Source organism: Virgibacillus salexigens (genome assembly GCF_000723585.1).
Taxonomy (GTDB): domain Bacteria; phylum Bacillota; class Bacilli; order Bacillales; family Amphibacillaceae; genus Virgibacillus; species Virgibacillus salexigens.
In genome coordinates, this window is record NZ_CCDP010000002.1 from 312,676 (window position 1) to 337,859 (window position 25,184).

At 35.3% G+C, this 25,184-nt stretch carries 27 protein-coding genes and 1 pseudogene; 10 read left to right on the top strand and 18 right to left on the bottom strand.

Annotated elements, in window-relative coordinates; translation table 11 throughout:
• Positions 1–727 precede the first annotated feature (727 nt).
• The gene (locus tag BN990_RS14400) at positions 728–1,225 is read left to right on the top strand and encodes an antibiotic biosynthesis monooxygenase family protein (RefSeq protein ID WP_021292225.1); all 498 of its coding nucleotides are present in this window, start codon (positions 728–730) and stop codon (positions 1,223–1,225) included.
• Positions 1,226–1,323: 98 nt separating this feature from the next.
• Here BN990_RS14400 and BN990_RS14405 read toward each other — a convergent pair whose 3' ends face one another.
• The 7 genes from BN990_RS14405 to BN990_RS14435 all read right to left on the bottom strand — a co-directional run bounded on the left by BN990_RS14405 (position 1,324) and on the right by BN990_RS14435 (position 6,773).
• Positions 1,324–1,803, bottom strand: coding sequence for a thioredoxin family protein (locus BN990_RS14405; protein ID WP_021292224.1), 480 nt, complete (start codon positions 1,801–1,803; stop codon positions 1,324–1,326).
• Positions 1,804–2,238 carry a disulfide oxidoreductase gene (locus BN990_RS14410; protein ID WP_021292223.1) on the bottom strand — a complete coding sequence of 145 codons (435 nt, stop codon included), beginning with the start codon at positions 2,236–2,238 and terminating at the stop codon, positions 1,804–1,806.
• A 117-nt stretch (positions 2,239–2,355) separates the two neighbouring features.
• Complete coding sequence (locus BN990_RS14415) at positions 2,356–2,988, bottom strand: response regulator (RefSeq protein WP_021292222.1); 633 nt, start codon at positions 2,986–2,988, stop codon at positions 2,356–2,358.
• Between the two features lie 18 nt (positions 2,989–3,006).
• Positions 3,007–4,038 (bottom strand): sensor histidine kinase, encoded by a 1,032-nt coding sequence (locus BN990_RS14420; RefSeq protein ID WP_021292221.1) that lies wholly within the window; start codon positions 4,036–4,038, stop codon positions 3,007–3,009.
• A 12-nt stretch (positions 4,039–4,050) separates the two neighbouring features.
• Complete coding sequence (liaF, locus tag BN990_RS14425; RefSeq protein ID WP_038245644.1) at positions 4,051–4,797, bottom strand: cell wall-active antibiotics response protein LiaF; 747 nt, start codon at positions 4,795–4,797, stop codon at positions 4,051–4,053.
• Between the two features lie 12 nt (positions 4,798–4,809).
• Positions 4,810–6,039 carry an MFS transporter gene (locus BN990_RS14430; RefSeq protein WP_021292219.1) on the bottom strand — a complete coding sequence of 410 codons (1,230 nt, stop codon included), beginning with the start codon at positions 6,037–6,039 and terminating at the stop codon, positions 4,810–4,812.
• A 92-nt stretch (positions 6,040–6,131) separates the two neighbouring features.
• Complete coding sequence (locus BN990_RS14435; RefSeq protein ID WP_021292218.1) at positions 6,132–6,773, bottom strand: phosphatase PAP2 family protein; 642 nt, start codon at positions 6,771–6,773, stop codon at positions 6,132–6,134.
• Between the two features lie 107 nt (positions 6,774–6,880).
• Here BN990_RS14435 and BN990_RS14440 point away from each other — a divergent pair, with 107 nt between their 5' ends.
• Both BN990_RS14440 and BN990_RS14445 read left to right on the top strand, forming a co-directional pair.
• Positions 6,881–7,315, top strand: coding sequence for a ferritin-like domain-containing protein (locus BN990_RS14440; RefSeq protein ID WP_021292217.1), 435 nt, complete (start codon positions 6,881–6,883; stop codon positions 7,313–7,315).
• A gap of 136 nt (positions 7,316–7,451) precedes the next feature.
• Positions 7,452–8,621: a M20 metallopeptidase family protein gene (locus BN990_RS14445; protein WP_038245646.1), complete on the top strand. Its 1,170-nt coding sequence runs from the start codon at positions 7,452–7,454 to the stop codon at positions 8,619–8,621.
• 29 nt (positions 8,622–8,650) lie between these two features.
• Here BN990_RS14445 and BN990_RS14450 read toward each other — a convergent pair whose 3' ends face one another.
• Complete coding sequence (locus tag BN990_RS14450; RefSeq protein ID WP_021292215.1) at positions 8,651–9,871, bottom strand: ABC transporter permease; 1,221 nt, start codon at positions 9,869–9,871, stop codon at positions 8,651–8,653.
• Positions 9,864–10,610: an ABC transporter ATP-binding protein gene (locus tag BN990_RS14455; protein WP_038245648.1), complete on the bottom strand. Its 747-nt coding sequence runs from the start codon at positions 10,608–10,610 to the stop codon at positions 9,864–9,866. Before BN990_RS14455 ends, BN990_RS14450 begins: the two co-directional genes overlap by 8 nt.
• Positions 10,611–11,213: 603 nt before the next feature.
• On the opposite strand from BN990_RS14455, the gene BN990_RS14460 reads away from it, so the two are divergent.
• The 3 genes and pseudogenes from BN990_RS14460 to BN990_RS14470 all read left to right on the top strand — a co-directional run bounded on the left by BN990_RS14460 (position 11,214) and on the right by BN990_RS14470 (position 12,787).
• On the top strand, positions 11,214–11,642 hold the full coding sequence (locus BN990_RS14460; protein WP_031335769.1) for an HIT family protein: 429 nt from the start codon (positions 11,214–11,216) through the stop codon (positions 11,640–11,642).
• 141 nt (positions 11,643–11,783) lie between these two features.
• Positions 11,784–12,304: pseudogene (locus BN990_RS14465) on the top strand (tryptophan transporter).
• Between the two features lie 123 nt (positions 12,305–12,427).
• Complete coding sequence (locus tag BN990_RS14470; RefSeq protein WP_021292211.1) at positions 12,428–12,787, top strand: YtxH domain-containing protein; 360 nt, start codon at positions 12,428–12,430, stop codon at positions 12,785–12,787.
• A gap of 86 nt (positions 12,788–12,873) precedes the next feature.
• Here BN990_RS14470 and BN990_RS14475 read toward each other — a convergent pair whose 3' ends face one another.
• The 4 genes from BN990_RS14475 to BN990_RS14490 all read right to left on the bottom strand — a co-directional run bounded on the left by BN990_RS14475 (position 12,874) and on the right by BN990_RS14490 (position 16,868).
• On the bottom strand, positions 12,874–13,824 hold the full coding sequence (locus BN990_RS14475) for a glycine betaine ABC transporter substrate-binding protein (protein WP_051739271.1): 951 nt from the start codon (positions 13,822–13,824) through the stop codon (positions 12,874–12,876).
• A 38-nt stretch (positions 13,825–13,862) separates the two neighbouring features.
• On the bottom strand, positions 13,863–14,756 hold the full coding sequence (locus BN990_RS14480) for a glycine betaine ABC transporter substrate-binding protein (RefSeq protein ID WP_038245650.1): 894 nt from the start codon (positions 14,754–14,756) through the stop codon (positions 13,863–13,865).
• Positions 14,757–14,824: 68 nt separating this feature from the next.
• Positions 14,825–15,679, bottom strand: a complete 855-nt coding sequence (locus tag BN990_RS14485) for an ABC transporter permease (RefSeq protein ID WP_021292208.1) — start codon at positions 15,677–15,679, stop codon at positions 14,825–14,827.
• Positions 15,672–16,868, bottom strand: a complete 1,197-nt coding sequence (locus BN990_RS14490; protein WP_038245651.1) for a quaternary amine ABC transporter ATP-binding protein — start codon at positions 16,866–16,868, stop codon at positions 15,672–15,674. The genes BN990_RS14485 and BN990_RS14490 overlap by 8 nt, the downstream gene beginning before the upstream one ends.
• Before the next feature lie 361 nt (positions 16,869–17,229).
• Here BN990_RS14490 and BN990_RS14495 point away from each other — a divergent pair, with 361 nt between their 5' ends.
• On the top strand, positions 17,230–17,703 hold the full coding sequence (locus BN990_RS14495; protein WP_038245652.1) for a GbsR/MarR family transcriptional regulator: 474 nt from the start codon (positions 17,230–17,232) through the stop codon (positions 17,701–17,703).
• Between the two features lie 42 nt (positions 17,704–17,745).
• Here the strand turns inward: BN990_RS14495 and BN990_RS14500 are convergent, their stop codons facing one another.
• Complete coding sequence (locus BN990_RS14500; protein WP_038245655.1) at positions 17,746–18,087, bottom strand: DUF1878 family protein; 342 nt, start codon at positions 18,085–18,087, stop codon at positions 17,746–17,748.
• Between the two features lie 221 nt (positions 18,088–18,308).
• On the opposite strand from BN990_RS14500, the gene BN990_RS14505 reads away from it, so the two are divergent.
• The 3 genes from BN990_RS14505 to BN990_RS14515 all read left to right on the top strand — a co-directional run bounded on the left by BN990_RS14505 (position 18,309) and on the right by BN990_RS14515 (position 20,229).
• Positions 18,309–18,863, top strand: coding sequence for a DUF3267 domain-containing protein (locus tag BN990_RS14505; protein WP_021292204.1), 555 nt, complete (start codon positions 18,309–18,311; stop codon positions 18,861–18,863).
• A gap of 163 nt (positions 18,864–19,026) precedes the next feature.
• Positions 19,027–19,212, top strand: a complete 186-nt coding sequence (locus BN990_RS14510) for a hypothetical protein (protein WP_021292203.1) — start codon at positions 19,027–19,029, stop codon at positions 19,210–19,212.
• A gap of 105 nt (positions 19,213–19,317) precedes the next feature.
• The gene (locus tag BN990_RS14515) at positions 19,318–20,229 is read left to right on the top strand and encodes a peptidylprolyl isomerase (RefSeq protein ID WP_021292202.1); all 912 of its coding nucleotides are present in this window, start codon (positions 19,318–19,320) and stop codon (positions 20,227–20,229) included.
• A gap of 46 nt (positions 20,230–20,275) precedes the next feature.
• Here BN990_RS14515 and BN990_RS14520 read toward each other — a convergent pair whose 3' ends face one another.
• From BN990_RS14520 to BN990_RS14535, 4 genes are all read right to left on the bottom strand, one after another.
• On the bottom strand, positions 20,276–20,476 hold the full coding sequence (locus BN990_RS14520; RefSeq protein WP_021292201.1) for a sporulation YhaL family protein: 201 nt from the start codon (positions 20,474–20,476) through the stop codon (positions 20,276–20,278).
• 77 nt (positions 20,477–20,553) lie between these two features.
• A complete protein-coding gene (yhaM, locus tag BN990_RS14525; RefSeq protein ID WP_021292200.1) occupies positions 20,554–21,513 on the bottom strand; it encodes a 3'-5' exoribonuclease YhaM in 960 nt (319 codons plus the stop codon).
• A gap of 102 nt (positions 21,514–21,615) precedes the next feature.
• Positions 21,616–22,161: a GbsR/MarR family transcriptional regulator gene (locus BN990_RS14530; RefSeq protein WP_021292199.1), complete on the bottom strand. Its 546-nt coding sequence runs from the start codon at positions 22,159–22,161 to the stop codon at positions 21,616–21,618.
• A gap of 52 nt (positions 22,162–22,213) precedes the next feature.
• Positions 22,214–25,183 (bottom strand): ATP-binding protein, encoded by a 2,970-nt coding sequence (locus BN990_RS14535; protein ID WP_021292198.1) that lies wholly within the window; start codon positions 25,181–25,183, stop codon positions 22,214–22,216.
• Position 25,184: the final 1 nt, after the last annotated feature.

Sequence of the window (25,184 nt, forward strand, 5' to 3'; positions counted from 1 at the left end):
CCTACATTATACGACATATATTTACAATCTTAAAGCTTTATACTTCATATTAATTAATAATTATTACAAATTATTGAACAACCGAAAATCCAACTTGTTAAATAAACGTTTCAGGTTATCTAGAAAGATACAATTTAAGTTCAGGAGTTAAGGTTTAGAATAATTTCATATGTATTCCAAAAGTCGAATCCGATTTTGTCTGTTTAGGAAACCATTAGACATATACTTGATCTTACCAATATTCACATAACGTTTTTTTGTTCACTTTTAATTGGAGAAAATTTGATTTGTATGTCCACTGTCATCCACTTCTGTTTTTATACGGGTTTCCGTCCAAATAGTAACTTCAACCGCTTTCTTCTCAGCGAAATTAATTCAACATTCGCTTGGGCGTTCGTTGATACGTATTGCTTGATGATAGCGCTTGTTTTTTAAGATACCCTCCCCTATTCATCCATGGTATGAATGGCTTTATTTTCCATATTATCTCCAATATAAAACATTACATTCGGATTACTTACTTCATAAGCAAACGCAGGATAAGTTCCATACCTCACATCAAATGATAGTCGGTCAAGCTTAAAGTCCTATTGATAACTAACTCCCCAATCCATTTAAGTATCTTTGTAACTATGAAATGATAAGTTTTTCTAAATATTAGTTGACTACCCTATCTACACATCGGTTATGATGAAAATAGGAAGTCATATGAAAGGGGAAAACAATGATGAAAGCTTTTATGACTAATGGAACGATAGATTTTCTGCAAAAACTGGATGACAACCATCCCGATAAACGAATTTGGATTATGCGTTCTAATTCAGGAGCGCTGGCTTATTACGAAGATAAGAAAAAAAGCATATTTGCATCTGGAAGAGAATACGACATTATAATAGAGAATGGAAAGATTCAAGAAGAAGGATATGTCGTTATGAATAATATACCCGTAACAGAAGAAGGGCAGCCAGTCTTTGAAGATCGTTTTAAAAATCGCAAACATGATGTTGAAATGATGCCGGGCTTTCAAGCATTTCGGTTATTAAAACCAAAAAAGGGGAATACGTATATTGTTTTTACACAATGGCGTTCCGTTCAAGATTTTGATAACTGGAAGAACTCGGACGCATTCAAAAAATCTCATAAGGGGCAATCATCCGGAAAACCTCCTGCGTATTTTGCTGACCAACCATTTCTTACCACCTATCATATGGTAACGGAAGAATAAGATGCCTTTGCCACTTCTGTACCTTTAAACATAGTGTCCCAACTAGTCGATCATGATAAAAGTAAAAAGCCAACTGTCCTGCAGTTGGCTTTTTTCATTTAATTATTTACATATTGGTCAAAAAAGGATTGAAAATTTTCTTCTCCCTTATCCCCTACAATTCGAGCAACTTCTTCACCATTATCGAAATGGATTAATGTTGGCGTAGATTCAATACCATAAGCGTTCCATTGATCTTGAAATTCTAGTAAATTCATCTTTTTCATATCGATATTATTTTCTTCTGCTAATGGAACAAGGTATGGCGTTGTTTGCTGACAATGCGGGCATAATGGATCATAGAAATACACAGTAACCGGTTCACCACTCTCTACTTCATCTGACAACTCGTCTGGCATGATTTGATTTTGATAATTAGGGTCATCAAGCTGATCAATTGTTGCTTGTTCAAGATCTTTATCACCATAGGGGTTGTCATTGTTCTCCACTGCTTGATTATTCTTATAATCAATTACAAAATATAACCCTGCGAATAATAAAACAATAATACCAATAAAAATCAACATTTTTTTCTTCATTTATTTCATCTCCCTTTGGTGCTTCCTTAGAATTACATGCAATACAAATATGATAATGAAGGCGATACCTGCTAGAAATGGAATGGTAATGAATCCAAAATAATCAATATATGTAAGATTACAAGGAACCGTACCACAAGAACCTCCTGCCTCCTGTAATGCAGGTAATTTCTGAACAGCGTAATGATAAATGGAAACCAACGCGCCTATCCCGCTCAAAAACAACCCCGGTAATGCAATAGAGAGATTTCTCTTATAGGCTGCAATACCATAAATAATAACTAAAGGATACATTAAGATCCGTTGATACCAACATAACTCACAAGGTTCATACCCAATAATTTCTGAAAAAAACAAACTTCCTAGCATTGCAATTAAAGCTTGAGCCCAGATTAACATTAGCAAATTCTCTGCTTTTTTCGATAGATTCGCCATAGAAGAAGTCCTTTCTTTTTTAGTTACATCTGTATTATACAAATGTGGGAGATGAAAGACAAAGGGTGACGCTTTATTCATTTTGTTTATGTGACAATTTTATGAAAATCTATACGATTAATTACCTGTCAATTTATTTCGATGTACATAAACTGCTGCTTGGGTCCGATCATTCACCTCAAGCTTCGATAGAATATTACTTACATGAGTTTTTACTGTTTTAATACCGATATATAATTGATTGCTTATTTCTTGGTTTGTCATACCATTTCCAATACAAAGCAGAACTTCTAATTCTCTTTCTGTTAAATCATCATGTGATTTTCGATCGATCGTTCGGAAGCTAGACATCATCTTTCCAGCTACTTTCGGTTCAATGACGGTTTCCCCTTTGACAGCCTTTTTGATTGCATCTGTAATTTCTGTAGCGGAGGAGGTCTTTAATAAGTAGCTGAAAGCACCAGCTTCTATTGCTGGGAATACTTGTTCATCATCATAATAGCTTGTTAATATAATAATTTTACATAGTGGATGAGATTCCATTACTTGTTTCGTTGCTTCTATCCCAGTTCCATTATCCATAATTAAATCCATAAGTACAACATCCGGTTTTTCTTGGATAATTAACGCAGCTCCATCATTCCCATTTGAAGATTCACCTACAACTTCAATCTCGCAATCTGTTTGTAAATATGCGATAATCCCCTTTCTCACAATTTCATGATCGTCTACAACGATAACTCGTATCATTCTACTGCCCCTTCTCCTTTAACATGGAATACGAATATCTATATATGTTCCTTCACCTATGTTTGAACGGATGGCAAAAACACCTCCTAATTCTTCACTACGTTCTTTCATTGTTTTTAAGCCATAAGACGTTTTGCGTTCTTGCTCCATATCAAAGCCCCTCCCATTGTCTTGCACATGAAAATATAATTCTCCTGGGCGTTCCTTTATCATGATCTTTACTTCTGAAGCATTTGAATGGCGTAATATATTCGATAATGATTCTTGAGCAATTCGAAACATATGGTCTTCTATTGTTACCGAAACCGAAAGATCCACTGGAATAGTAAGATGAAAATCTATTTGGCTTTTTTGTTGTAATTCTTTTATTAGCTTTGTTAACCCTTCTGATAAGGATTCTCCTGATAAATGAACAGGACGAAGATGTAATAACAACGCCCGCATTTCTGATTGAGATTGTAAAGCTGCTTTAGCTACTTCTTGTATTTGCAATTTGGCTTTTTCTGGATTGTTTTCTAATTGCCTTACAGCTGCCTCGGATAACATGGTGACTGCAAATAATTGTTGACTTACAGCATCGTGTAAATCCCTTGCTAATCGCTGTCTTTCCTCGATAACAGCTGCTTTATGTGCTGACTTTGCAAAATCTGATTTTTCATCTGCCATTCGTTGTAAAGATTTCACTTGATTTTGTAATTTCTCTCCTAAGTCGTTCATTTCATTGGCAATACGCTCCATTTCATCCCCTTCATTAAAATAAAGTCGTGATTGGTAATTTCCATTTGCAAACTGGGTAATTTGGACGGATAAATAGTCTAATCGATTTTTAATATCTCCACCAGATTTAAATCCCGCATAGACGGTAACAATGAAACCAATACCACTATATAACGAAATAAACAGAAATATACTTGCTGCAGATAACCAGTCTGGTTGAATGAATACATAAATAGTGAGTAAGATAGAGAGAATCGTAACAACAGTAAGAAATAGACCTTGAAAATGAGAGCGAATATAACTATAACGAATACTAGCAAATCGTTTATTCATACGACCTCCTCCCTATACATAATCGATTTTGATAGATCCTGCTTTTAGGATAATTGTAAAATTAATTTTTCGAATTGAAGCGTCATACTCATCACTTGTAAATGCTAATGATCGATTTACCCCTTCTGCCACCCTGCCTAGAATGTTAATTTCCCCGGCTTTCATTGATGCTTCTACGTGAAAAGGGATTGTTTCAGGCATTAATATAGTTACATCTCCTGCTAGAGAGCGAATGCTAATTGGGATTTCCTCCTCTGGGATAAAAGCCTTAGAGAAGTCGAAATAAAAATCCCCAGCCATGTTATTTAACTTCATTGGTTCCGCCTTCCAATTTTCTTCGGTATAATCATAACTCCCAATAGAAAAAAGCGAACCAGTCCCATTTTTTGCCCCTGGCTTATCTCTTCCTGCATTAATAATATTATAGTTTCTTCGACTAATTAACATGAAGCCAACATAGATAATTAATAACGGCCATAGCTTTAGTACATCCCAAAAGGAAAAAGCGATTATTTGAAAACGGTCCAACAGTAATAACAATCCAAACAGGATAAAGAAACAACCCCAAAACCAACTTCCATCATCTTTTCGGACATAATTAATCAGCCATCTGCTGCCGAAAATAACCAAGATTACCGGATATATATAGGCCCATAAAAAAGCAACATCAAACGATATTACATTGATATTCGCTAATATCCATAGCAAACCAATAATAATTAAAAAAATTGCGACAACAATGCGTGCAAATTGTTTCATTTTTTTCACCCTTTACGAAGTTCCAAGCGTACGAAGCGGTTTATTCTTCAAATTATAGAGAGCAATAAATAGAATTACCAGTCCAGAGACCATAATAATCGTTAGAATCGATAGCCCCATAGCTATTAATAAAGAAGTTGCGATATAAGAAACCGGGATAAGCCCTGTAGATACAGTCATAAGCAGACTCATCATTCTCCCAAGCATACGTTTCTCTGTCGTTTCTTGCAAAACTGTAGTAATTGGAATATTAATTAGCTGCAATAAAAATGCCATCATCGCTACCAATACTGCTGTGAGATAAAGATAACTGGACATGCCAATACTAGTGTAAATACATCCCAATAATGCTAAACTTGTAAGCATAGTTATCCCAGGTTTTTTTAATTTTTTTGATGCTAAGAAGATCGCACCGATTAAGGCTCCTACCCCCATCGCAGTTTGTACGATAGCCAGACTAATCGAACTACTTTGAAAGATATCCTTTACAATGATTGGTATACCAATGGTATATGGACCTGTAAAAAAGAAGTTAATAAAAAATCCCATACTTACGATAGACAAAATGAGTCGATTCCTGCGAGCATACCTATATCCTTCTTTAAGATCTTCCCATGGCGAGGATACGATAGGTGTCTCTTCTGGTTTTAACCGGATAAAGATAACGGTAACGGAAGCAGCTAATAACATGACACAAGCTACAGTAAAAACCCCTTTGAACCCTAAGACTGCAATTAATGTCCCACCTAAGGCGGGACCAAAAATCGGACTAATTTGCATCGTCATTTGAATAAACGAATTCCCCCGCTGTAATTGATTCTCCTCTAGTACCATTGGTGTTAATGAATTTATAACTGGATAGCTGAACGCATCTGCAATACCAAATAATGCTGCTAAACCAATTAAATGCCAAGCAGATACTGCATCGAGATATAGTAAAACCAATAAAATAACAATTAAAAGCGCACGGGATAAATCCGAAATAAATAATACTGTTCGCTTATTATAACGATCTGCCACAATTCCACCCATTGTTAATAACAGCAAACGAGGAATGGAGGCAGCAAAGAATAACATGCCAAAGTAAAAGCGATTATCATTTAAAGAAAGCATTAACCATTCCGCTCCAATTAAATAAACATAATAACCAGGAGCAGAAAAAAGCGACCCTATAAATAAAAGTAGAAAATTCCGGTTTTTTAATATTGGTATTACCTGCTTTTCTTGAACAACAGCATCCATGACAAAAATCTCCCCCCTCGATTGATATAATGTTAGCTTACCTATATCCCAAAACGAGGGAAACCTACCAAGGGATGCTTTTCTATCCGCCCCTAGACTGAGCGTTGCTTTCTCATTAGAAACTGAAATAAATATATGCATGCAATTAAACATAAAAAGCCAATAAAGAACCCTGCCAAAACATCTGTCAAATAGTGAACATTAATGATATATCGACTAACTCCAATTAATAAAATAAGCAATGCAAAGAAACACTCAATAAACAATTTCTTCTTTGATGATTTAACCTTTTTTGAGAAAAAATAAGCTAATAAACCATAGCATACCATCGATATCATTGCATGCCCGGAAGGGAAACTATGTCCTTCTGCATTAGCTGCAACTAATATACTGGGACGTTCTCTATTGACTAGATGTTTTATTGCTACATTTAAATAATGTGTTGCTAATGTTCCTCCGCTAAAAACCAATGCAGGTAGCCAATTTTGGTACATCCGCCATAAGATCATGCCCATAATAATTACGAGCGGTATGGTAAAGGTAGATGATCCTAATTCGGTTATCCAACGGAAGATGCTGTACATCCCTGTGTTTGCTAATTGCTCAACCGGTTCTCTTGTCCATTGATCCACATAAGGAACTGCATTATTCATAATTCGGAAAATCCAATAGCCAATTATTCCAATCATAAATAATAAAAGAAGGAAAAGGCTAAAGCGAATTTTATCAGTCATTATACGGTCCCTCCTATTTCTTATATAATACCTTATTTTATGTTTCAAAAAAACCGAATAGGGAATGGATGAATAGATATACAATAACGATAAAAGGGTGAAGACAAATGGAAAAGGATTTACAAAACTTAATTGATGGATTAAATGAGGATCTTTCTAATGAATATGGCGCAGTAATTCAATATACTTACAGTGCCTCTGTAGTTTATGGGTTATACCGTTCCGCACTTAAACCATTTTTTGAAGCTGAGATTAATGATGAATTGGGACACGCCCTATACTTATCTGAAAAAATTAAATCACTTGGCGGAACTCCTACTACGAAAGCTGCTGAAATTCCTCAACCAACAGAGGTTAGAGAATTATTACAAGCAACCTTACAGTCTGAATCTGCTACAATTGAACGGTATGAAAAGCGTAAAAGACAGGCTGAAGACTTAGGATATACCGAGTTAGTAGTAAAATTAGAGGATTTAATAACAGATGAAACGCAGCATAAAGAGGAGATAGAGCGCCTACTTGCTGACCCTCGCTTATCGTAATCAAAAGACAGTTCGGTTTACGAACTGTCTTTTGATTTTATAAAGAATAAATAATTGTTTGTATTTTACTAATATATACTTTCTTCGCAGTCTTCTGGTGTTATAATAGTTAGAAAAACAGCTAGGAGGTCTTTTTGTGTTAGATCAAATACATCAATCCATTGATAAGCTTTATTCAGAAATGGTAGAAATCCGTAGATATCTACACCAATATCCAGAAATATCCTTTCACGAAACAAAAACAGCTGCATTTATTGCCGGTCATTATAAAAAGCTAGGTATTCCTTATGAGACAAAAGTTGGTGGCAACGGTGTAATCGCCACGTTAAAAGGGGGAAAACCAGGAAAAACAATTGCATTACGCGCCGATTTTGATGCATTACCTATCCAAGATGAAAAAGATGTTCCATATAGATCCAAAATTGACGGAGTCATGCATGCATGTGGGCATGATGGCCATACAGCTACATTACTTTCGCTTGCAAAAGTAATGAAGGATTACCAGTATGAATTACCAGGAACCATCGTCTTCTTACATCAACACGCAGAAGAATATGCACCAGGTGGAGCAAAACCAATTATTGAATCTGGTGCCATTGATCATGTCGATGCTGTATTTGGCACACACCTTTGGGCTACAACCCCACTTGGGGTACTGCAAACTTCAAAACAAGCATTCATGGCAGGTGCTGATCGCTTTGAACTAACCATTCAGGGTAAAGGGGGGCATGGCGCTTATCCTCACGAGACCAAAGACGCTATTGTTATAGGCTCACAACTTATTTCGCAACTACAGCAAATCGTAAGCAGACGAGTCGATCCACTCGACACGGTGGTCGTAACCGTTGGTATATTTGAAGCAGGTGAAGCTTTCAATGTCATTGCAGATAAGGCTAGACTAGTTGGTACTGTCCGTTATATAAATCCGACATTACAAGATAAAATCATATCAGAGATGGAAGCAATGATTAAAGGTGTTTGCACTAGTAATGATGCAACCTATTCATTTGACTATATTAAGGGTTACCCACCTCTAATTAACCACGCCAGTGAAGCTGAATTATTACTAGAGATCGCACGAAATATAGAGGATATAAAAGAAACACAGGAGGTTAATCCATCTATGGCTGGAGAGGATTTTGCCTATTATCTTTTAGAAAAGCCAGGAGCATTCTTTTTCACAGGTGCACAAAAACACGAAAACCCTTATCCTCATCACCACCCTAAATTTGATATTGATGAACGCTCGATGCCAATAGCAGCAAAAACATTAATTGAAGCCTATTATGCGTATCAGGAAAAATAGGCTTTTAAAAAAGCACATGAGCCAATGCTTCATGTGCTTTTAATTAATTTTTGCTTGACATATCCACGATGAAACAAAAAGCTAAATAAAACTCCTCCAACAAGTGTGAGCACGCCTCCGCTCCACTCCATCATTCCAAAAAGCAAAAGCGCATATAACATAGTCTGGATAATGGTTAATTGGAATAATAATTTTATAACCGATTCTTGCCTAATAGAAGTCTTGACTGGATATAGCTCAATCCACATAACCGTTCGATGATGATGATAAAGTGCCATCATCTGAAAACTGCTCAAATACAAAAACAAAATAGCGAACACAACTTTAAGCCACATCGGGGGTATAAAATAAATGATTAGCGCCCCAATAACAATTAGTCTGACATACATTCCTAAGTAATCGCCACTTCTAATAAAAGTAATTCGGAACAAGTAATCATAAGTATGCTTCTTTAGAAACGGGACATTGTTTACAAGCTGTACTAGCCATTGCCGTTTTTTGACTCGGCTTTTTAAATGAGGGACATCTGCGAACATATTTGCTAAACGATAAAACGCCTGCATTCTCATTTGATCTTTTTCAATTAATAAATCCCATACGATGCCAGGTTGTTTTCGTGAAACTTGATAATCATATAAAAATAAAGCGGCAAACAAGATAGAGATCATACCCGCTAACCACATACTGCCATCTACCATGAAATAAAAAACGGCTATATTAAGAACCGTTCGTACTGTTATATCAATCCTTCTTATCCCTGGTTCTCTGACCTTTAACATCCACCAATTAGCAATTAAATTTCCTAATTTGAACATCAATAGGACAACGACGGTTAGTAAATAAAAACTACCTTCACGCTCTGGATAAACGGTGGTGTATAAAGGGCCTAATGCAGCAGCAACTAATAAAACAAGATACAACTGAATGATAAAGCTATAGATAAGTGTATTCCTAAAATACCTTGTCATTTTATGTTCCGCAGCTATCAAAAAAACAAGATCCGGCTCTTTCAGCAGCGTGCGAACAGGACTATAACTTGCTACCAACCCAAATAATACTCCAATAATAAATGCGGTTGGAAAATTTTCAGGTATTTCTAGTAGCCATTTTTGATAATAAAATGCGAGAGCAGATACAAAAAAAAGCATAGCAATAGCAATATGTCCATTAAAGATATACCTTAGATAACGGCTTGTCTCTTTTAAGTGTGCAGAAAATCGTTGTTTAAAGAATAGATGTGAATCAAACATGATTATTTTCTTCCTTTGTTAATTGAACGTAAAGGTCATCAAGTGACGCTTGGGGCATTGAAAAACTTGCCCTCAGCTCCTCAAGTGTTCCTTTTGCACGTATTTCACCTTCGTGAAGGATAACAAAACGATCACAGTAGCGTTCTGCGGTCGCTAAAATATGCGTGGACATTAAAACACCCGAACCATCTTTTTTCATCGACTCCATAAGTTGTAAATAAGACTGAATACCAAGGGGGTCTAGTCCTACAAATGGCTCGTCTACAATATATAATGGCGGTTCAATTAAAAATGCACACATAATCATTACTTTTTGACGCATCCCTTTTGAAAAATGAACAGGAAACCAATTTAATCGCTTCTCCATTCTAAATTCCTTCAAAAGTGGCTGTAATCTTTTTTCGAAAATGTGTTCAGGAATATCATATGCCATTGCTGTTAAACGTAGATGTTCATATAGCGTTAATTCATCATATAAAATAGGCATTTCTGGAATATAGGCCATTTGATTACGATAATTTTCATTATTCTCTTGAAAGGTTTTCCCATTCACCATCACTGTCCCTTTTTTGGGATGCATTAATCCAATTATATGCTTAATTGTCGTACTTTTCCCTGCACCGTTCAACCCAATTAAGCCAACAATTTCACCAGGATGAACATCAAAAGAAATACCATGTAATACATTTTTATGGGTATACCCACCAAAGAGATGGTTTATATGTAATAATGCTTCCACAAGTCGCTCCTCCTCTTCATCTAATCTTTATTTTATCATTTGTCTTGTTGAAAACCAAAATAAACTTTCCACTATTTTTCGACATCCTTATACGATTGAATTTTTTATAAATACCTTGTATAATCTCATCTATTTCGTACAAAATAATCGTGAAGGAATGAAGATGCAACAATGTTCACTTGAAACAAACAATTTGCGTGTAAAAACACAAAATGAGGTGTCAGCGATCGAAAATCTAATGTAAATGCGTGTATGCTTACACAAATGAGGTGTTAGTGATCGATATCTAACTGAATTTCGTGTACAAAAAACACAAAAATGAGGTGTTTGTGAACGGCAGTCTAATCAATGACCATTTTGAAACATATCTCTAAGAACGGAGATATGGAACAAAAAGGTTTTTGTAAGCATTTATGAAGCAATGCGCTTATGTAATGTTTACTTGTCCCCGCATTAGAAAATTGCATCTCATTCCTTTCAAGGGCTAGTCCATATGGGCTAGCTCGTTTTTTGACATAAATAATTCTTAGATGGATCCCTTTACAATAAGTTACATTACTATATACAATGAAAGAAAAAATGTATGAGAGGATTGGTGATAGAATGAGTCATGGAGATTGTGTTTTTTGCAAAATCATCGATGGAGAAATTCCATCTGCTAAAGTATATGAAGATGAACACGTATATGCTTTTTTAGATATTAGCCAAGTTACCAAGGGGCATACATTAGTTATACCTAAGACACATGTTAAAAATATTTATGAAACCCCTCCAGAAATAGCAGCAGCTTTATTTGAAAGAGTTCCTAAAATCGCAAAAGCAATCAAAGAAACATACCAACCAATTGGCATGAATTTATTAAATAATAATGAAAAACCAGCTGATCAATCCGTTTTCCACTTACATATACATTTATTACCTCGTTATGGAAAAGAAGACGGCTTTTCATCGAATTGGACTGTTCATTCTGATGACTATACATCAGAGGATTTACAGGAGATTGCAAGTAAACTAAACCAAGCAATGAACTAGTGTACAACCCTTGAAAAATCCACATTCAACTCTTTTTATTCCGTAAACTTTTTGATATAATAGTACTATATTTCCGCAACTGACAATAGTGTACAGTTGGGAACTTTAGTTGAGAAAAGCTGAGAAGAGGAGAGTTGACAAATGAATACGCGTATTTTAATTATTTTGTCTCTTTTGGTGGGGATAGGTGCAGTACTCCATGCAGTAGTGCCACCAGTATTATTTGGAGTAAAACCTGACATGTTGCTGGCAATGATGTTTCTAGGTATCCTTCTATTCCCTAAAATTAAATATGTAGCTATACTTTCTATTGCTACGGGTGTTGTATCAGCATTAACAACGACAGCTCCAGGGGACAAATTGCTAATTTAATTGATAAACCATTAACAGCGATGTTATTTCTAGCAATGTTTATTGTAATAAAGGATCGAATGAACCCTTCGTATAGTGCACCAGCTCTAACAGCAGTTGGGACAATGATTTCCGGAGCCATTTTCTTGAGTACTGCCCTATTTTTAATAGGTCTAATGGATGGATCATTTATTGCATTATTTGGGATAGCTGTTTTACCAGCTGCTCTATTAAATACAGTCATAATGGCTGTTGTCTATCCGATCGTACAAAAAATTCTAAAGAGGTCACAGCCACTCATCATTACGTAATGAAAATCCTCTGACATGCTTGTCGGAGGATTTTTTAAAAAATACATAAGCTGTGATAAAAGGTTTAATATTACACTCTAAAGAGGAAAAGATATAATATGTGTAGAAAGGAGCGTATGATAAATGGCGAATAATAAGTCGTTATTTTTAGGTTTAATGGTTGGAGGTGCTGTAAGTGCAGCAGTTACATTATTAAGTACACCCGCTTCTGGGAGAGATTTACGTATGCAAATGAAAGATAGAAGCATCGAATGGAAGGATGTCCTTTTAAACTTAAAACAAGATGGATTACGCTTGAAAAAGCAAATTAAAGAAACTTCTCAAGAGGGTGCAGTTTTAATTAAAGAACTTACACAAGATATGAAACAATCGGTTAGTGATTGGAAGGCTACAGTAGAGCCGCATCAAGAAAGCATTCACCAATATTTAGAACAAATTGAATTAAGTTTAAAAGACTTAGAGGATAAAGTAAAAAAACATTAATAAGCTTGTAAGCATTCTTCCATCAGAAAATGCTTTCGTTTATTCAATAAAACAAGAAAAGAGCATCTCTATGCTCTTTTCTTGTTTTATTTTGCCTGTAAATCTTCAATTGAATCAATATCCATATATTCTGGTACTACAATTCCAATTTTTGCTCCTTCGAGATTTGGTCCCATATCGACAAAGTCATCTTTGAATTCATCATAAAAATCTTTATGTGTCATTGGCATCCATGCTGCTAACGTAGCATCAGCATCACCATTTGCGATCGCTTCAAAAACAACTGCTACGTCCACCGGAGTGATCGTAACTTCAAAACCTTTCTGGCGTAATACTTCTGCTACAACATTAACAGATGCACGCTCGGAATCCCAAGGCGTAGACACAAGTTCGATTGCCACACCATCAACATCTTCGACGCCTTCGGTCCAACTAGCTACTTTATCGGGGTTATCTTTCACCCATTGTTTAGCAACTTCAGCGATATCTTTTCCAGTTTCTGATGATTCATACATAATTCCTTCCATATCGTCAACGCTCCAGTTAAATTGATCAATTAATTTATAAGCGTTTGGCTTTTCCTCTTTCAATCCTTTTCGAGCTAATGATTTGATAACCTCAACATCCCCATAAACATTTTTCGGATCATCTAAATATTTAATGTTATCAAATTTAGCAAACATCCAATGCGGATTCCACCCTGTAACTACAATTGGTTCTTCATTAGCAATAGCATCTTCCAATTCTGTGACCATTGCAGCTGTAGACGACTGTTCTAGTTCCCAGCCTGAGAGCGAATCATATTGTTCAATTGCTTTTTCAGTTGTAACTGTAATTCCAGCTCCAGGCTCAATACCTGTAATTGTATAATCGACTGCCTCACTATAATTGGTTTGTTCTGTTGATCCTTCTGTATTCTCACCTTCAGAATCATTTGAACCACATGCTGCCAGTATACATACAATGATTAAGCTAAATAGTAAACCTGCTGTCTTTTTTACTTTGCTATTCACATAAACATCCTTTCTTTTGTTCATTGAAAGGCTGATACAATAAAGTATCAGCCCTCCATCCATTACTCTACACCTTTTGTCCACGCATCAACTTTATCTTGATTTTCTTCAACCCATGCTGCTGCAGCATCTTCAGGTGTAGCTCCATCTGTGATTTCTAGCATAACTTCTTCCATATCTTCAGAGGTCCAGTTAAATTGGTCTAAAATTTTATATGCATTTGGCATATCTTCTTCTAAATCTTGACGCACCATTGTATCAATGGTTTCAGCTTCACCAAATGAACCTTTTGGATCTTCTAGATATTTCAAATCGTATTTAGCGAATTTCCAGTGTGGTGACCAACCTGTAACAATGACGTCTTCTTCATTTTCAATCGCCTGACCTAATTGCGTAGCCATAGCACCACTTGAAGAAGTTTGCACTTCCCAACCTTCAAGGTTTTCATATTCTTCCACTGCATCCTCCGCCGCTGCTACTACACCAGCGCCAGGTTCAATTCCAGTAATTGTTTGATCTGCTTGAGAATCTAAATCTTCAATACTATTTACATCCATGTATTCTGGTACAACTAAACCAATTTTTGCTCCTTCTAGATTTGTACCTAAATCAACTACTTGATCGCCATAGTTTTCATACTGGTCAGCATGCGTACCTGGTAACCATGCAGCTACCATTCCATCTGCTTCGCCGTTAGCTACGGCTTCCCACATTACTGCATTATCTAATGGGGTTAACGTTACATCAAACCCTTGATCTTCAAGAACTTTACCAATGACATGTGTAGAAGCAACTTCCGTATCCCATTCTACATATGCTAGTTCAATTTCTTTTCCTTCTGATGAAGCTCCTTCATCAGAACTAGTAGATTCTTCATCTGACCCACATCCTGCTGCAAATAATGACAATGCAAGTCCGGCAGTTAAACCCAGACGTTTCCAGTTATTTCTAAACATAATACTAATCTCCCCTTTTAAAGTTGATATATATGGAAACTTTTCCTTAGAAAAGATACCAACAACGATTAATCTTTTTGTTTATTCATGTTTTGTGTAATACGATCAATTACAATTGCCAGGATAACAATTGCTAGTCCGGCAACAAATCCAGCACCTGCCTCTGCACGTTGTAGTGCTGAAAGAACATCTCTTCCTAAACCAGGTGCCCCAATCATTGAAGCAATTACTACCATAGATAATGCCAGCATAACGGTTTGGTTAATACCGGCCATAATTGTCGTTTTTGCCATAGGTAACTCTACTTTAAATAACTTCTGTGCACCGGTACTACCAAATGCCTCCGATGCTTCAACTAACTCATTTGACACCTGACGAATCCCTAGATTGGTAAAGCGTACTGTTGGCGGTGTTGCGAAAATTAATGATGCAAATACACCTGGAACCATACCAATTCCAAAAAATGCTACTGCCGGAATCAAATAAACAAACGCCGGCATTGTCTGCATAAAGTCAAGAATAGGTGTAATAATTGCAGAAGCAATTTTGCTTTTCGACATTAGAATGCCGAGTGGAACACCAACAATGACTGATAATAGACTGGCTAGAAGCACAAGTGTAAATGTGCTAATTAATTGCTCCCATAAACCTTGGTTATAAATTAACCATAATCCCACAATAGAGAAGGCTGCCAATCCAAATTTCTTACCAGAAATAAAGAATGCAATAATTGCAACGATAAGAATAATAATGACTGGTGGAATAGTATTTAAAGTTTCGGAAGTCATCTCCATGAAATTCCCGAAGTGTTCCTTGATAGGGTCGAATAAAAAGGAAAATTTATCCGTAATCCAATCTGTAGCAGAATTGGTCCATTTTGCAATTGGCATCTCTGGAACTATTTCTAATATGTTATTAAGCATCTAGATTCACCTCACCCTCACTGGATAATGCAGCAAGTACTGCCCCACGTACAATAATTCCAACTAATTTTTCATTTTCAACAACAGCTACAGGTATTGGCGAATCATAAATCAAATCAAAGATCTCATGCATTGGCGTTTCTTTATTTACACGTGGGATATCATTTTTCATGATATCTTGGAGATCTTTAATTTCTTTTTTCCGTGCTTCTGATGCATCGTCAGCTGTAATATACCCTTTGAGATTTCGCTTCTTATCAACGACAAAAATGCTGGAAAGTCCTTCTTCACGCATTCGTTCTAACGCAACGCGCGGCCCATGTTTTTCAATATTAATTGTTTCTGGACGCTTCATAATATGCTGTGCTGTTAAAACTTTGGAGCGATCGACATCTTCAACAAATTTTTCAACGTAATCATTTTCCGGATTAACTAATATTTCTTCCGGTGTACCAATTTGAACAATCGAACCGTCTTTCATTAAAGCAATTCGATCGCCAATCCGTAATGCTTCATCTAAATCATGCGTGATGAACAGGATTGTTTTTTGCATCTTTGTTTGTAAATCTAATAGTTCATCTTGCATATCTTTACGAATTAATGGATCCAATGCTGAGAAAGCTTCGTCCATTAAAAGAACTTCTGGATCATTTGCTAAAGCACGTGCAAGTCCTACACGCTGCTGCATACCACCAGATAGCTGATTTGGTTTTTGATGCATATAATCACCTAAACCTACCAATTCTAAAGCTTCCTGAGCTTTTTTTCGCCTTTCTTCTTTATCTACTTTTTGAATTTCTAATCCGTACTCGGCATTTTCCAAAATTGTACGATGTGGAAATAACGCAAATTTTTGGAAGACCATACTTAGTTTCTGACGACGAACTTCTCGAAGCGACTTCTTATCTAAAGTTAATAAGTCATCCCCATCAATTAATATCGTTCCTTCCGTTGGTTCAATTAATCGATTAATCAGCCGTACTAATGTTGACTTACCACTTCCTGAAAGCCCCATAATAACGAAAATTTCCCCTTGTTCGACGGAGAAAGACGCACGATTAACACCTACTGTGTTACCCGTTTCCTTTAAAATGTCGTCTTTTGATACCCCTTTATCCAAAAGCTTTGTTGTCTGCTTCGGATTTTTACCAAAAATCTTTGATAAATTTTTCGCTTCTATTACTGGCACTACTTTCACCTCTATTTTTCTATTTCAGCTTCTGAACATGATTATAGAACTACTACTTTCAGATCAGTACTGATACATACAAAGACGCATGAAAAACTATTTTCATTGATACATAGATTTTCACGAGCTCCGAACACAGTTTTTCATTTACTTTATCTACTATAACGGTTTTATTAATTCAATACAAACTTTAAATTCTTTTGGTTTTGTATGTATTTTTTATACAGTTAATTCTGTATAAAAAATACATACAATATCCTTTGTTTAGCTCTAAATTGCTTTAAAATTCGATATCATTACCTATTTTTAATAGATTAGGATATAGTGTAACCTTGATATATCAAGGCTTTAGGAGGATTTTATGAACAGACCTCAAAAAGAAACAATCATCAATGAAATTATGCTGGAATTATCAAAAACGGTAGAAATGTTTGGCCTGACCCCCTTAGAATCAAGATTATTTGCTTACCTATACTTAACTGAAAAACCAATGACGTTAGATGATATGGCAGATGCTCTTGGAAAAAGTAAAACATCAATGAGTACAAGTATTCGCGCTCTTTCAGATCAAAATTTAGTTACTCGTGTTTGGAGAAAAGGTGTTCGTAAAGATCTATACGAAGCAAATACGCAATTATTTAAATCATTTATGAATTCTTATATAAACAAATGGATTGATGCCGCAAATCAACAACGTGTTTCTCTAGAAGAAATTGAAAAACAAATGCATCAGTTACGATCATCTGAAGTCACAACGATTACACCTCGACTTAAGCAAATCATTTTATTTCATCAAGAAGTTGAGAATGTATTTAAAGAGATGAAACAGGATTAAAAAAGGAATAGAAAAGAAGATATGTGCTGATTACCTTCTTTTCTATTCCTTGGTTTGTTTTAAGATAGTTATAAATGTTTCCATTAAAGAAGGATAAACTCCTTCTTCTTTTAATGCATAAATGGTTTGATTTGGTTCTAGTTTCTCCGTAAGCATTCCTGCGAAATGAAGAAGCAAAGATGAAAAATCTAACAACCCTTCCTTTGTTTGCACCTCAAACTGTTGATTTAATAAGGATAAACGATCCATTAACTCAATGTATTCTGCTTTGGTTAGATTCCTTTCAATAATTAACTTTGTAAATGGGTATTTATCCATATCCATAATTTTAGACAGTAAATGTAAGTGAAAAGAAGCTGTTTCTGCTTCGTGATAATCTTTCATTATAAATCTTCACTCCTTCATCATTTCACACCTTTATCAACTTTTACATACTGTTGATAATAACTGGCAAACCCTTGCTTGTATAGGGATCCCACCCTCATTATTTTAAACTTTTCTTTACGTCAAAAAAAAGTATAAAAAAACTATTGATTTTTACCATTAATCGTACTATTATTCATGAAGGATAAAACTTCTAAGAAGCTTGGTTGGAGGGATCAAAAATGAATTGCTGGAAATCAATTAATCTTACAAAAGAATTCGGTCGAAACCGTTTATACCTTGTGTCTTTGCTAGTTGCACTAATCGCTTTTATCTTTCTATATGTTTCATTAACAATGGCTCAAGGGACGAATGATGTAAATGAATCAGGAATCATTCCATTCTTGCTTTCATTGGTTCTTTTACCAACCATTCATTCGTGTATGCATATCTTACCTTTGATCCTAATGAATAAGCGCATTAAAATTGTATTTAAATTAAGACATAAAATTTTTCCTGTATTTTATTATTATACGAAATATCACCTAACAAAAAAAGCATATTTCATTGTAAAATTAGCTCCTACCGTCTTGCTTACAATTCCTGGAGTAGTTGCTAGTTTCTACTTTACAGCGTATTCCGTATATATTCTCTTATTAACATCCGTAAATATTGGAATTGCAGTTATTGATATACTGTTTATTGCATATCTTTGGAATGCACCAAAACGGTCTTTAATCGAAAATAGAGAAGATGGAAATGGTTTTGATATACTTGTAAGAGCACATCAACATTAAAGGATTTGGTTCCATCGAACCAAATCCTTTCATTTTTTCTAATACTCTGCTCTGTTCATAATGTTAATCTTTTGATACAGTAGTGAATAGGATATTCTAGAGAGCTTAACTAATTATACAACAAAGACGTTATATAGAGAGCTTTAGTATCAGGGGGGATATAATGAATATTATCTTTCTATTATATGGATTTATTATTTTACTTATTTTTAATTCATTAACACATCAATTCTGTTTAAAAATGGAAATGGAATCTCTCAAGCAAGGAAAGATGTTCCGAATCATTAATATTATGATAACTGTACTGCTTGTATGTTCGTATGTAAGAGTAATGAATGTCATGGTATAGTTTTAAAAATACAGTTTTAGTTAGAACTGTATTTTTTACTTATTTATATGTTATATTTATTGTTAGGGGAGAATTATTGTACAAGCAGATTAGGAGTGTTCAAGTATGAAGAAAACAGCAATTGCTGTCACATTAACGGCAGGGTTAATTACGTTAGGTGCTTGCAGTTCAGACGGAGAAGAAGCAGTTGTAGAAACTGGTTCTGGTAATGTAACAAAAGAAGAATTCTACCAAGAATTAAAGGATCGTTATGGTGAAGGGATTCTTCAAGAGATGGTTACTATTGAGGTATTGGAAGATAAGTATGAAGTATCAGATGAACAAGTTGATGAAGAAATACAGAAAATGAAAGATCAACTTGGTGAACAGTATGATATGGCAGTACAACAACAGTTCGGTAGTGAGAACGCACTTCGTAGTGTTATTAAAATCAGTCTTCTACAAGAAGAAGCAGTTGCTGAAGATGTAGAAATTAAAGAAGAAGAAATTAAAGAATACTACGATCGAAAAAACACTGAAATTAAAGCTCAGCATATTTTAGTGGAAGATGAAGAAACAGCCAAAGAAGTAAAACAAAAGCTTGATGATGGTGGAGATTTTGCGGAATTAGCTAAAGAATACTCTACAGACGGGTCTGCTGAACAAGGTGGCGACCTTGGCTACTTCACAGCAGGCGATATGGTTGCTGAGTTCGAGGATGCCGCTTACAGTATGGAAAAAGGTGAAATCAGCGATCCTGTTAAAACAGAACATGGTTTCCATATTATTAAAGTAAATGATAAGCGCGAAAAAGAAGAAAGTATTGGTAAATATGAAGATGTAAAAGAAGATCTTCGTCGTGAGTTACTAACTCAAAAAATGGATCCTACCAAAGCTCAGGAAAAAATTGATAAAATTCTTCAGGACGCAAACATTGATGTAAAAATTGAAGAATACAAAGATATGTTTAAACAAGAAGACAGCAGTCAATCTGGAGAATCAAACGGTGGATCAGAAGATACTGAATCTCAAGAATAAACAATGAACTAAAAAGGCTAGCCACAATCAGTGGACTAGCCTTTTATTATGAAGTTTCTCTTGTTTGTTTTCGTTGTGCTTTCTTTTTTTGTTCCTCTTGTATTCGTTTCATGTATACTTCTCCTTCTTTCTCAATGAATTGTTGCTCAATTTTCTTTTCAGCGAGCATTCCACGGAATGCCATGAATCCACTAAGAAATATAAGAATAATCATGACGAATACCCACCAAGGCACTCCTAATATCATGGGTTTTATGCCTCCTTGTCCATCTCTCTAGTGAATATATATGAGAGTAGAAAGCAAAAAATACCCGTTACTTTTCGTTAATCTTCAAATAATGGTTTATAAAATGCCCGATTGTCCATTGCGAATAATCGCTCGGTAAACTCTCCTGGTTTCACTTTTTCGAGTGATCGATTTAACATATTTAATTTTGCATCCAATAGGTCAATTAAATGAAGAATCTCCGCTTCACGTACAAGAGGAGGTTTAGGACTACCCCACTCTGCTTTTCCATGATGGCTTAAAACTAAGTGCTTTAATATCAAAACTTCTTCTTCCTCTTCTACTTGTAACTCTTCAGCCATCAGACCTATTTCTTCAATCATCATGGGAATATGTCCAAGTAACTTACCTTCTAATGTATAAGTGGTTGTTACCACACCTGATAGCTCTTTTATCTTACCTATATCGTGAAGAATAATTCCAGCATATAGTAAATCTTTATTTAGCTGTGGATATAATTGATGTAGTTCCTTAGCAATTGCAAGCATACTAACAATATGATGAGCTAAACCAGAAGCATACTCATGGTGATTCCTGGTTGCAGCAGGATATGTTAATAGTGCCTCCTGATATTTCTTAATAAAAGCTCGAACAATCCGTTGTAATGTGGCATTTTGCATTTCAAAAATGGCTTCTGTCAATTTCTCTATTAGCCTATCTTTTTCGATTGGTGCTTTTTCCACAAAATCAGAAACATGTACGTCATCTGTCGGTTGCGAAGGTCGTACAGATAATATTTTTAATTGTGGTTTACCTCGAAATTGACCAACTTCTCCAGCTAGTTTCACAATCTGTTCAGGGACGAATAAGCTTTCGTCTTCTTTACTAGCATCCCATAATTTGGCTTCAATCTCTCCAGATGCATCACGCAGCATTAATGTTAAGAATGGTTTCCCGTTACTGGTTAGCCCTTTGGTTGCTTCTCTTATTAGTAAGAAACCGTCATAAGCGTCACCAACACTTACATGTCCAATTCCTTTTTTAACATCATTTTTCATATTTACTCCTCCCCGTTACCAAATAATTCAATCCAACTGTAAACAAAAAGAGATTGACATCAACTAATTATAGTCAATTTAACTGCCAATCCCTACCGTTCCTTAGTTTTTAGGAATATAATCGAAGATTTTTCCAGATTCAATGACCTGAATGAATTTCATTAACCAGGTATAATAATTCTGCGCATACCGTAATCGATCAATGTCCCGAGTAATCTTCAGCTTTAGCTCTTCATCTGTTGTTTCTTCATAAAGTTTCTCCAATTCGTAAATAGCTTCATCTGCTTCTTCAATATTTGTTTCTGTATGATGACGCCAACGGTTACCAAATAAAGAGGTAAAAGATTTATACCAATCTTCTTCTGATTGATATAAATCCTTCCGTATGCCCCGCTTAAATGTTGATTCAACCATCTTCATATCGGATAATGATCTTACTCCTGTTGACATACTTGTTTTACTCATTTCTAACGCATCTCGCATATCATCCAACGTCATTGGCTGATCTGCAAAATATAATACACCATATAACCTTCCGACTGATGAAGTGATACCATATAGGTTCATATTCTTCGCGATAACTTGTATAAACTTCTCAATCGTTTCATCATATATTTCCCATTCTTTTGATTCTTTTTTCTCTGGCAATGGATGTCCCTCCACCTGCATTAATAATCTGCAAATAGTTTATCATTATTTGTTAATGAATGCGAATAGAATTTTGTAGCTTTATAAAACTTTTATTATCTGCAGTATCAGCAACTTCCTTTTTACATGTAAAAATAATAACCTGCTGATCATTCGCAATACGGTTAAGTAAGTGAACCATTCGCTTTGTACGTATCGAATCAAAATGAACAAATGCATCGTCAATAATAAATGGCAATGCATGCTTTTCACTCATACTTTTACTTACAGCTAAACGTAAAGAAACATACAATTGATCAACCGTTCCTTTAGATAGTTCACTTAAATGAAATCGAGTGCCGTTTTCATTCTCGACTATAAACGTTGAGTCATCTACAGGTGGAAAAACGTGAACATAAATTCCTCCTGTTAATTCTTGAAAGTAATCCGTTGTTAATTCCATCACTTTATTTAAATACTTGTTACGATAAGTTCTTTTTGTTTGTAAGAGAATTTCCTTTGCTGATTTCACTACTGCCCACTGCTCTGCCTGCTGTTTCAGTTTTTCTTTTTCAAACTCCAACTCATGCATCAATTGAGAAATATTATCCGAACCTTCTATAGAGGTAATCTCAGCATTAATATCTGCTAAATCCTGTCTTTTTTTGTCAAGATCTGTAGTACACTGTTTCATTTTTTCTTGTACTTGGTCAAGTTGAAGTTGTAATGTATGTTCATCCCTGACATTCTGTAGCATATGTTGCCAATCTTGTTCTGCATCAATGGCAGATAGCTGTTGATACAGCGAATCTTTTTTTTGTAAAAGATCTTGTTTTTCTTTTAATTCCCTGCTCTTCTCATAAAAAGCTTCCTCACTATTTACGCCAGCAAGCTTATATAATTTTTCTATTTCCATTTGATGAGGCTGCAGTTGCTGTTGGAGCTGTTGTTGTTTCTCAACAGCATCCTTTTTATACGTTGTTAAATACGTCATTTGCTTCGTTGTTTCATGATGATTATCTAATAGTTGATGAATCCACTCAAACTTTTGTTTAATTGATTTATTTTTCATTTCCCGATTTGCTTGCTCAAAAAACGTATTTACCTGTTCCTGGATTTGTTCTAATTCGCATATTATTTTATTGAAATTTGCAGCTATATCTTGAACTTGCTTATCCATTCGTATCACGGACTTTAAACGATAGTATAATTCTGGCCAAAATGAAGTTTCCATATTACTCAAAAAGGGGTACTCCAACTGTTGGTCCTGAACCTGCCTAGCTATTCGCTTTTCTCTCTCTGCTGTTTGATAGGTTTTTTCTTCCCATTTTAAGTATTGAATTTCTAGCCCCTTTAATTGTTCTTCAATGGCATCAATTTGATTTCTATATTGGTGTTGTTTCTCAAGATCAGCCATTATCATTTCCCGTTCGCTTTCATTTATCTCGTTCGTCCTTATGGGCATGTCATCTTCGTGCATGAACGCATGATCCATTTCATGTATGGAATGACGTTGAAAAAACCATTGACCCATACCTAAAAGCACTAGAAGTAGTGAACTAAAAATTGATACAGTATGTGTTCCTAGTATGCCAAACATACCAACTATCATTCCAATAAAAACTAACCCTATCAGTATGTAATTTGCTGCTTTTCGTTTGCGGACTCGTTGCTTAGCCCAATCATTTTGTTGTTGTTCTTTAAACGTTTTTAGATAATTTTTGGCAGCAAATTCATCTACAGCTTGCAGCTTTTCTTGCCACTCATGAATCTTATTATCTGAATGTAATTTTTCCTGTAGTACGGACTTTTGCTGCTGCAAATGGTGACGTTGCCGATCGATTTGATTTTGCTCTGTTTGTAATTGTTCTTTTTCCAAAGATATTTGTTCGGAATCGACCTTTATTTGCTTCCATGTTTTTTCTGTTTGAAAAGACAGGGCCATTGATACAAGCTCTTCCCTGCTAATATGGAGATCTAGTTCCTCTAACTCTTTATCCACTTGTATTTGCTGTTTATCCTTATCTGCTTTATGTTTATTCTGTTCACTTATTAAGTGATCGTATCTTTTCTCTGCTTCTATCATTTTCTCTGCTTGATCTAGAATACTCTTTTCGAGTTGATGCATTTGCAGGTTTTTAATTTTCTGATCATATTTCTTTTCATTATCTTGTAAGATAGCAAGTTCACTCTTTAATGGAAGCATTTTTTCTTTCCATTTTTCTAAACGGGTTATTCCATCTTCAGGGAATGGAATATGTTCAGGAAAATCTTCCAATTGTTTCGATATCGTTTTATACATTTGAATCGAAGGCTGGGCATGTTGCATTTTCCCCAAGAATAAACGGTCATTCGTTAACTTTTCCAACTTTTCTTTCGTAGCTGTAATTGCTGTTTTCATGTTATTGGCTTCTGTTTTCTTTTGATAATAACTTGCTTCCAATTGTTTGTATTGATCTAAACGGATTTGCATATCTTGTAACTTGGATAGCTGCTGATTAATCTTTGGTTTTTTTCCGTATGGCTTAAATAAATCACCCATTTTGTCATCTAATCGTCTTTCAATTGCATATAGATTCTTAGATCCCGTTAATCCAATCCCGAGAATAACTTCACCTAATTCATTTTCATTCATCTCGGAAACCTGTGACAGGTCGTTTGCAGAAAAGGAAAATACAGATTGATAAGAAGCATATGTCATTCCTTGCAATCGGTTCTTTAACCATTGTTCATCTTGTTGTATACCGTCAGATGTATAACATTTAGCTGCACCGTTATCAACTTCGTGAAATCGTTCAATTGTAAACCTAATCCCCTTATCTTGCACCGTCAGTCTGCCACCCAATTTGCCACTTGTTTTCGGTCGATAGAATTCTCTTTTTTTAGGAGGAAGACCAAACAACATAAATAAAATAAAGGTATGTAGGGTTGATTTTCCAGATTCATTCTCACCAAATATATAAATAGCATTGTCACTAGAAAAATCAATCGTGTAGTCAACCCACTTCCCAAAACCAAAAATCGTTGCTTGTTCAATAAACATC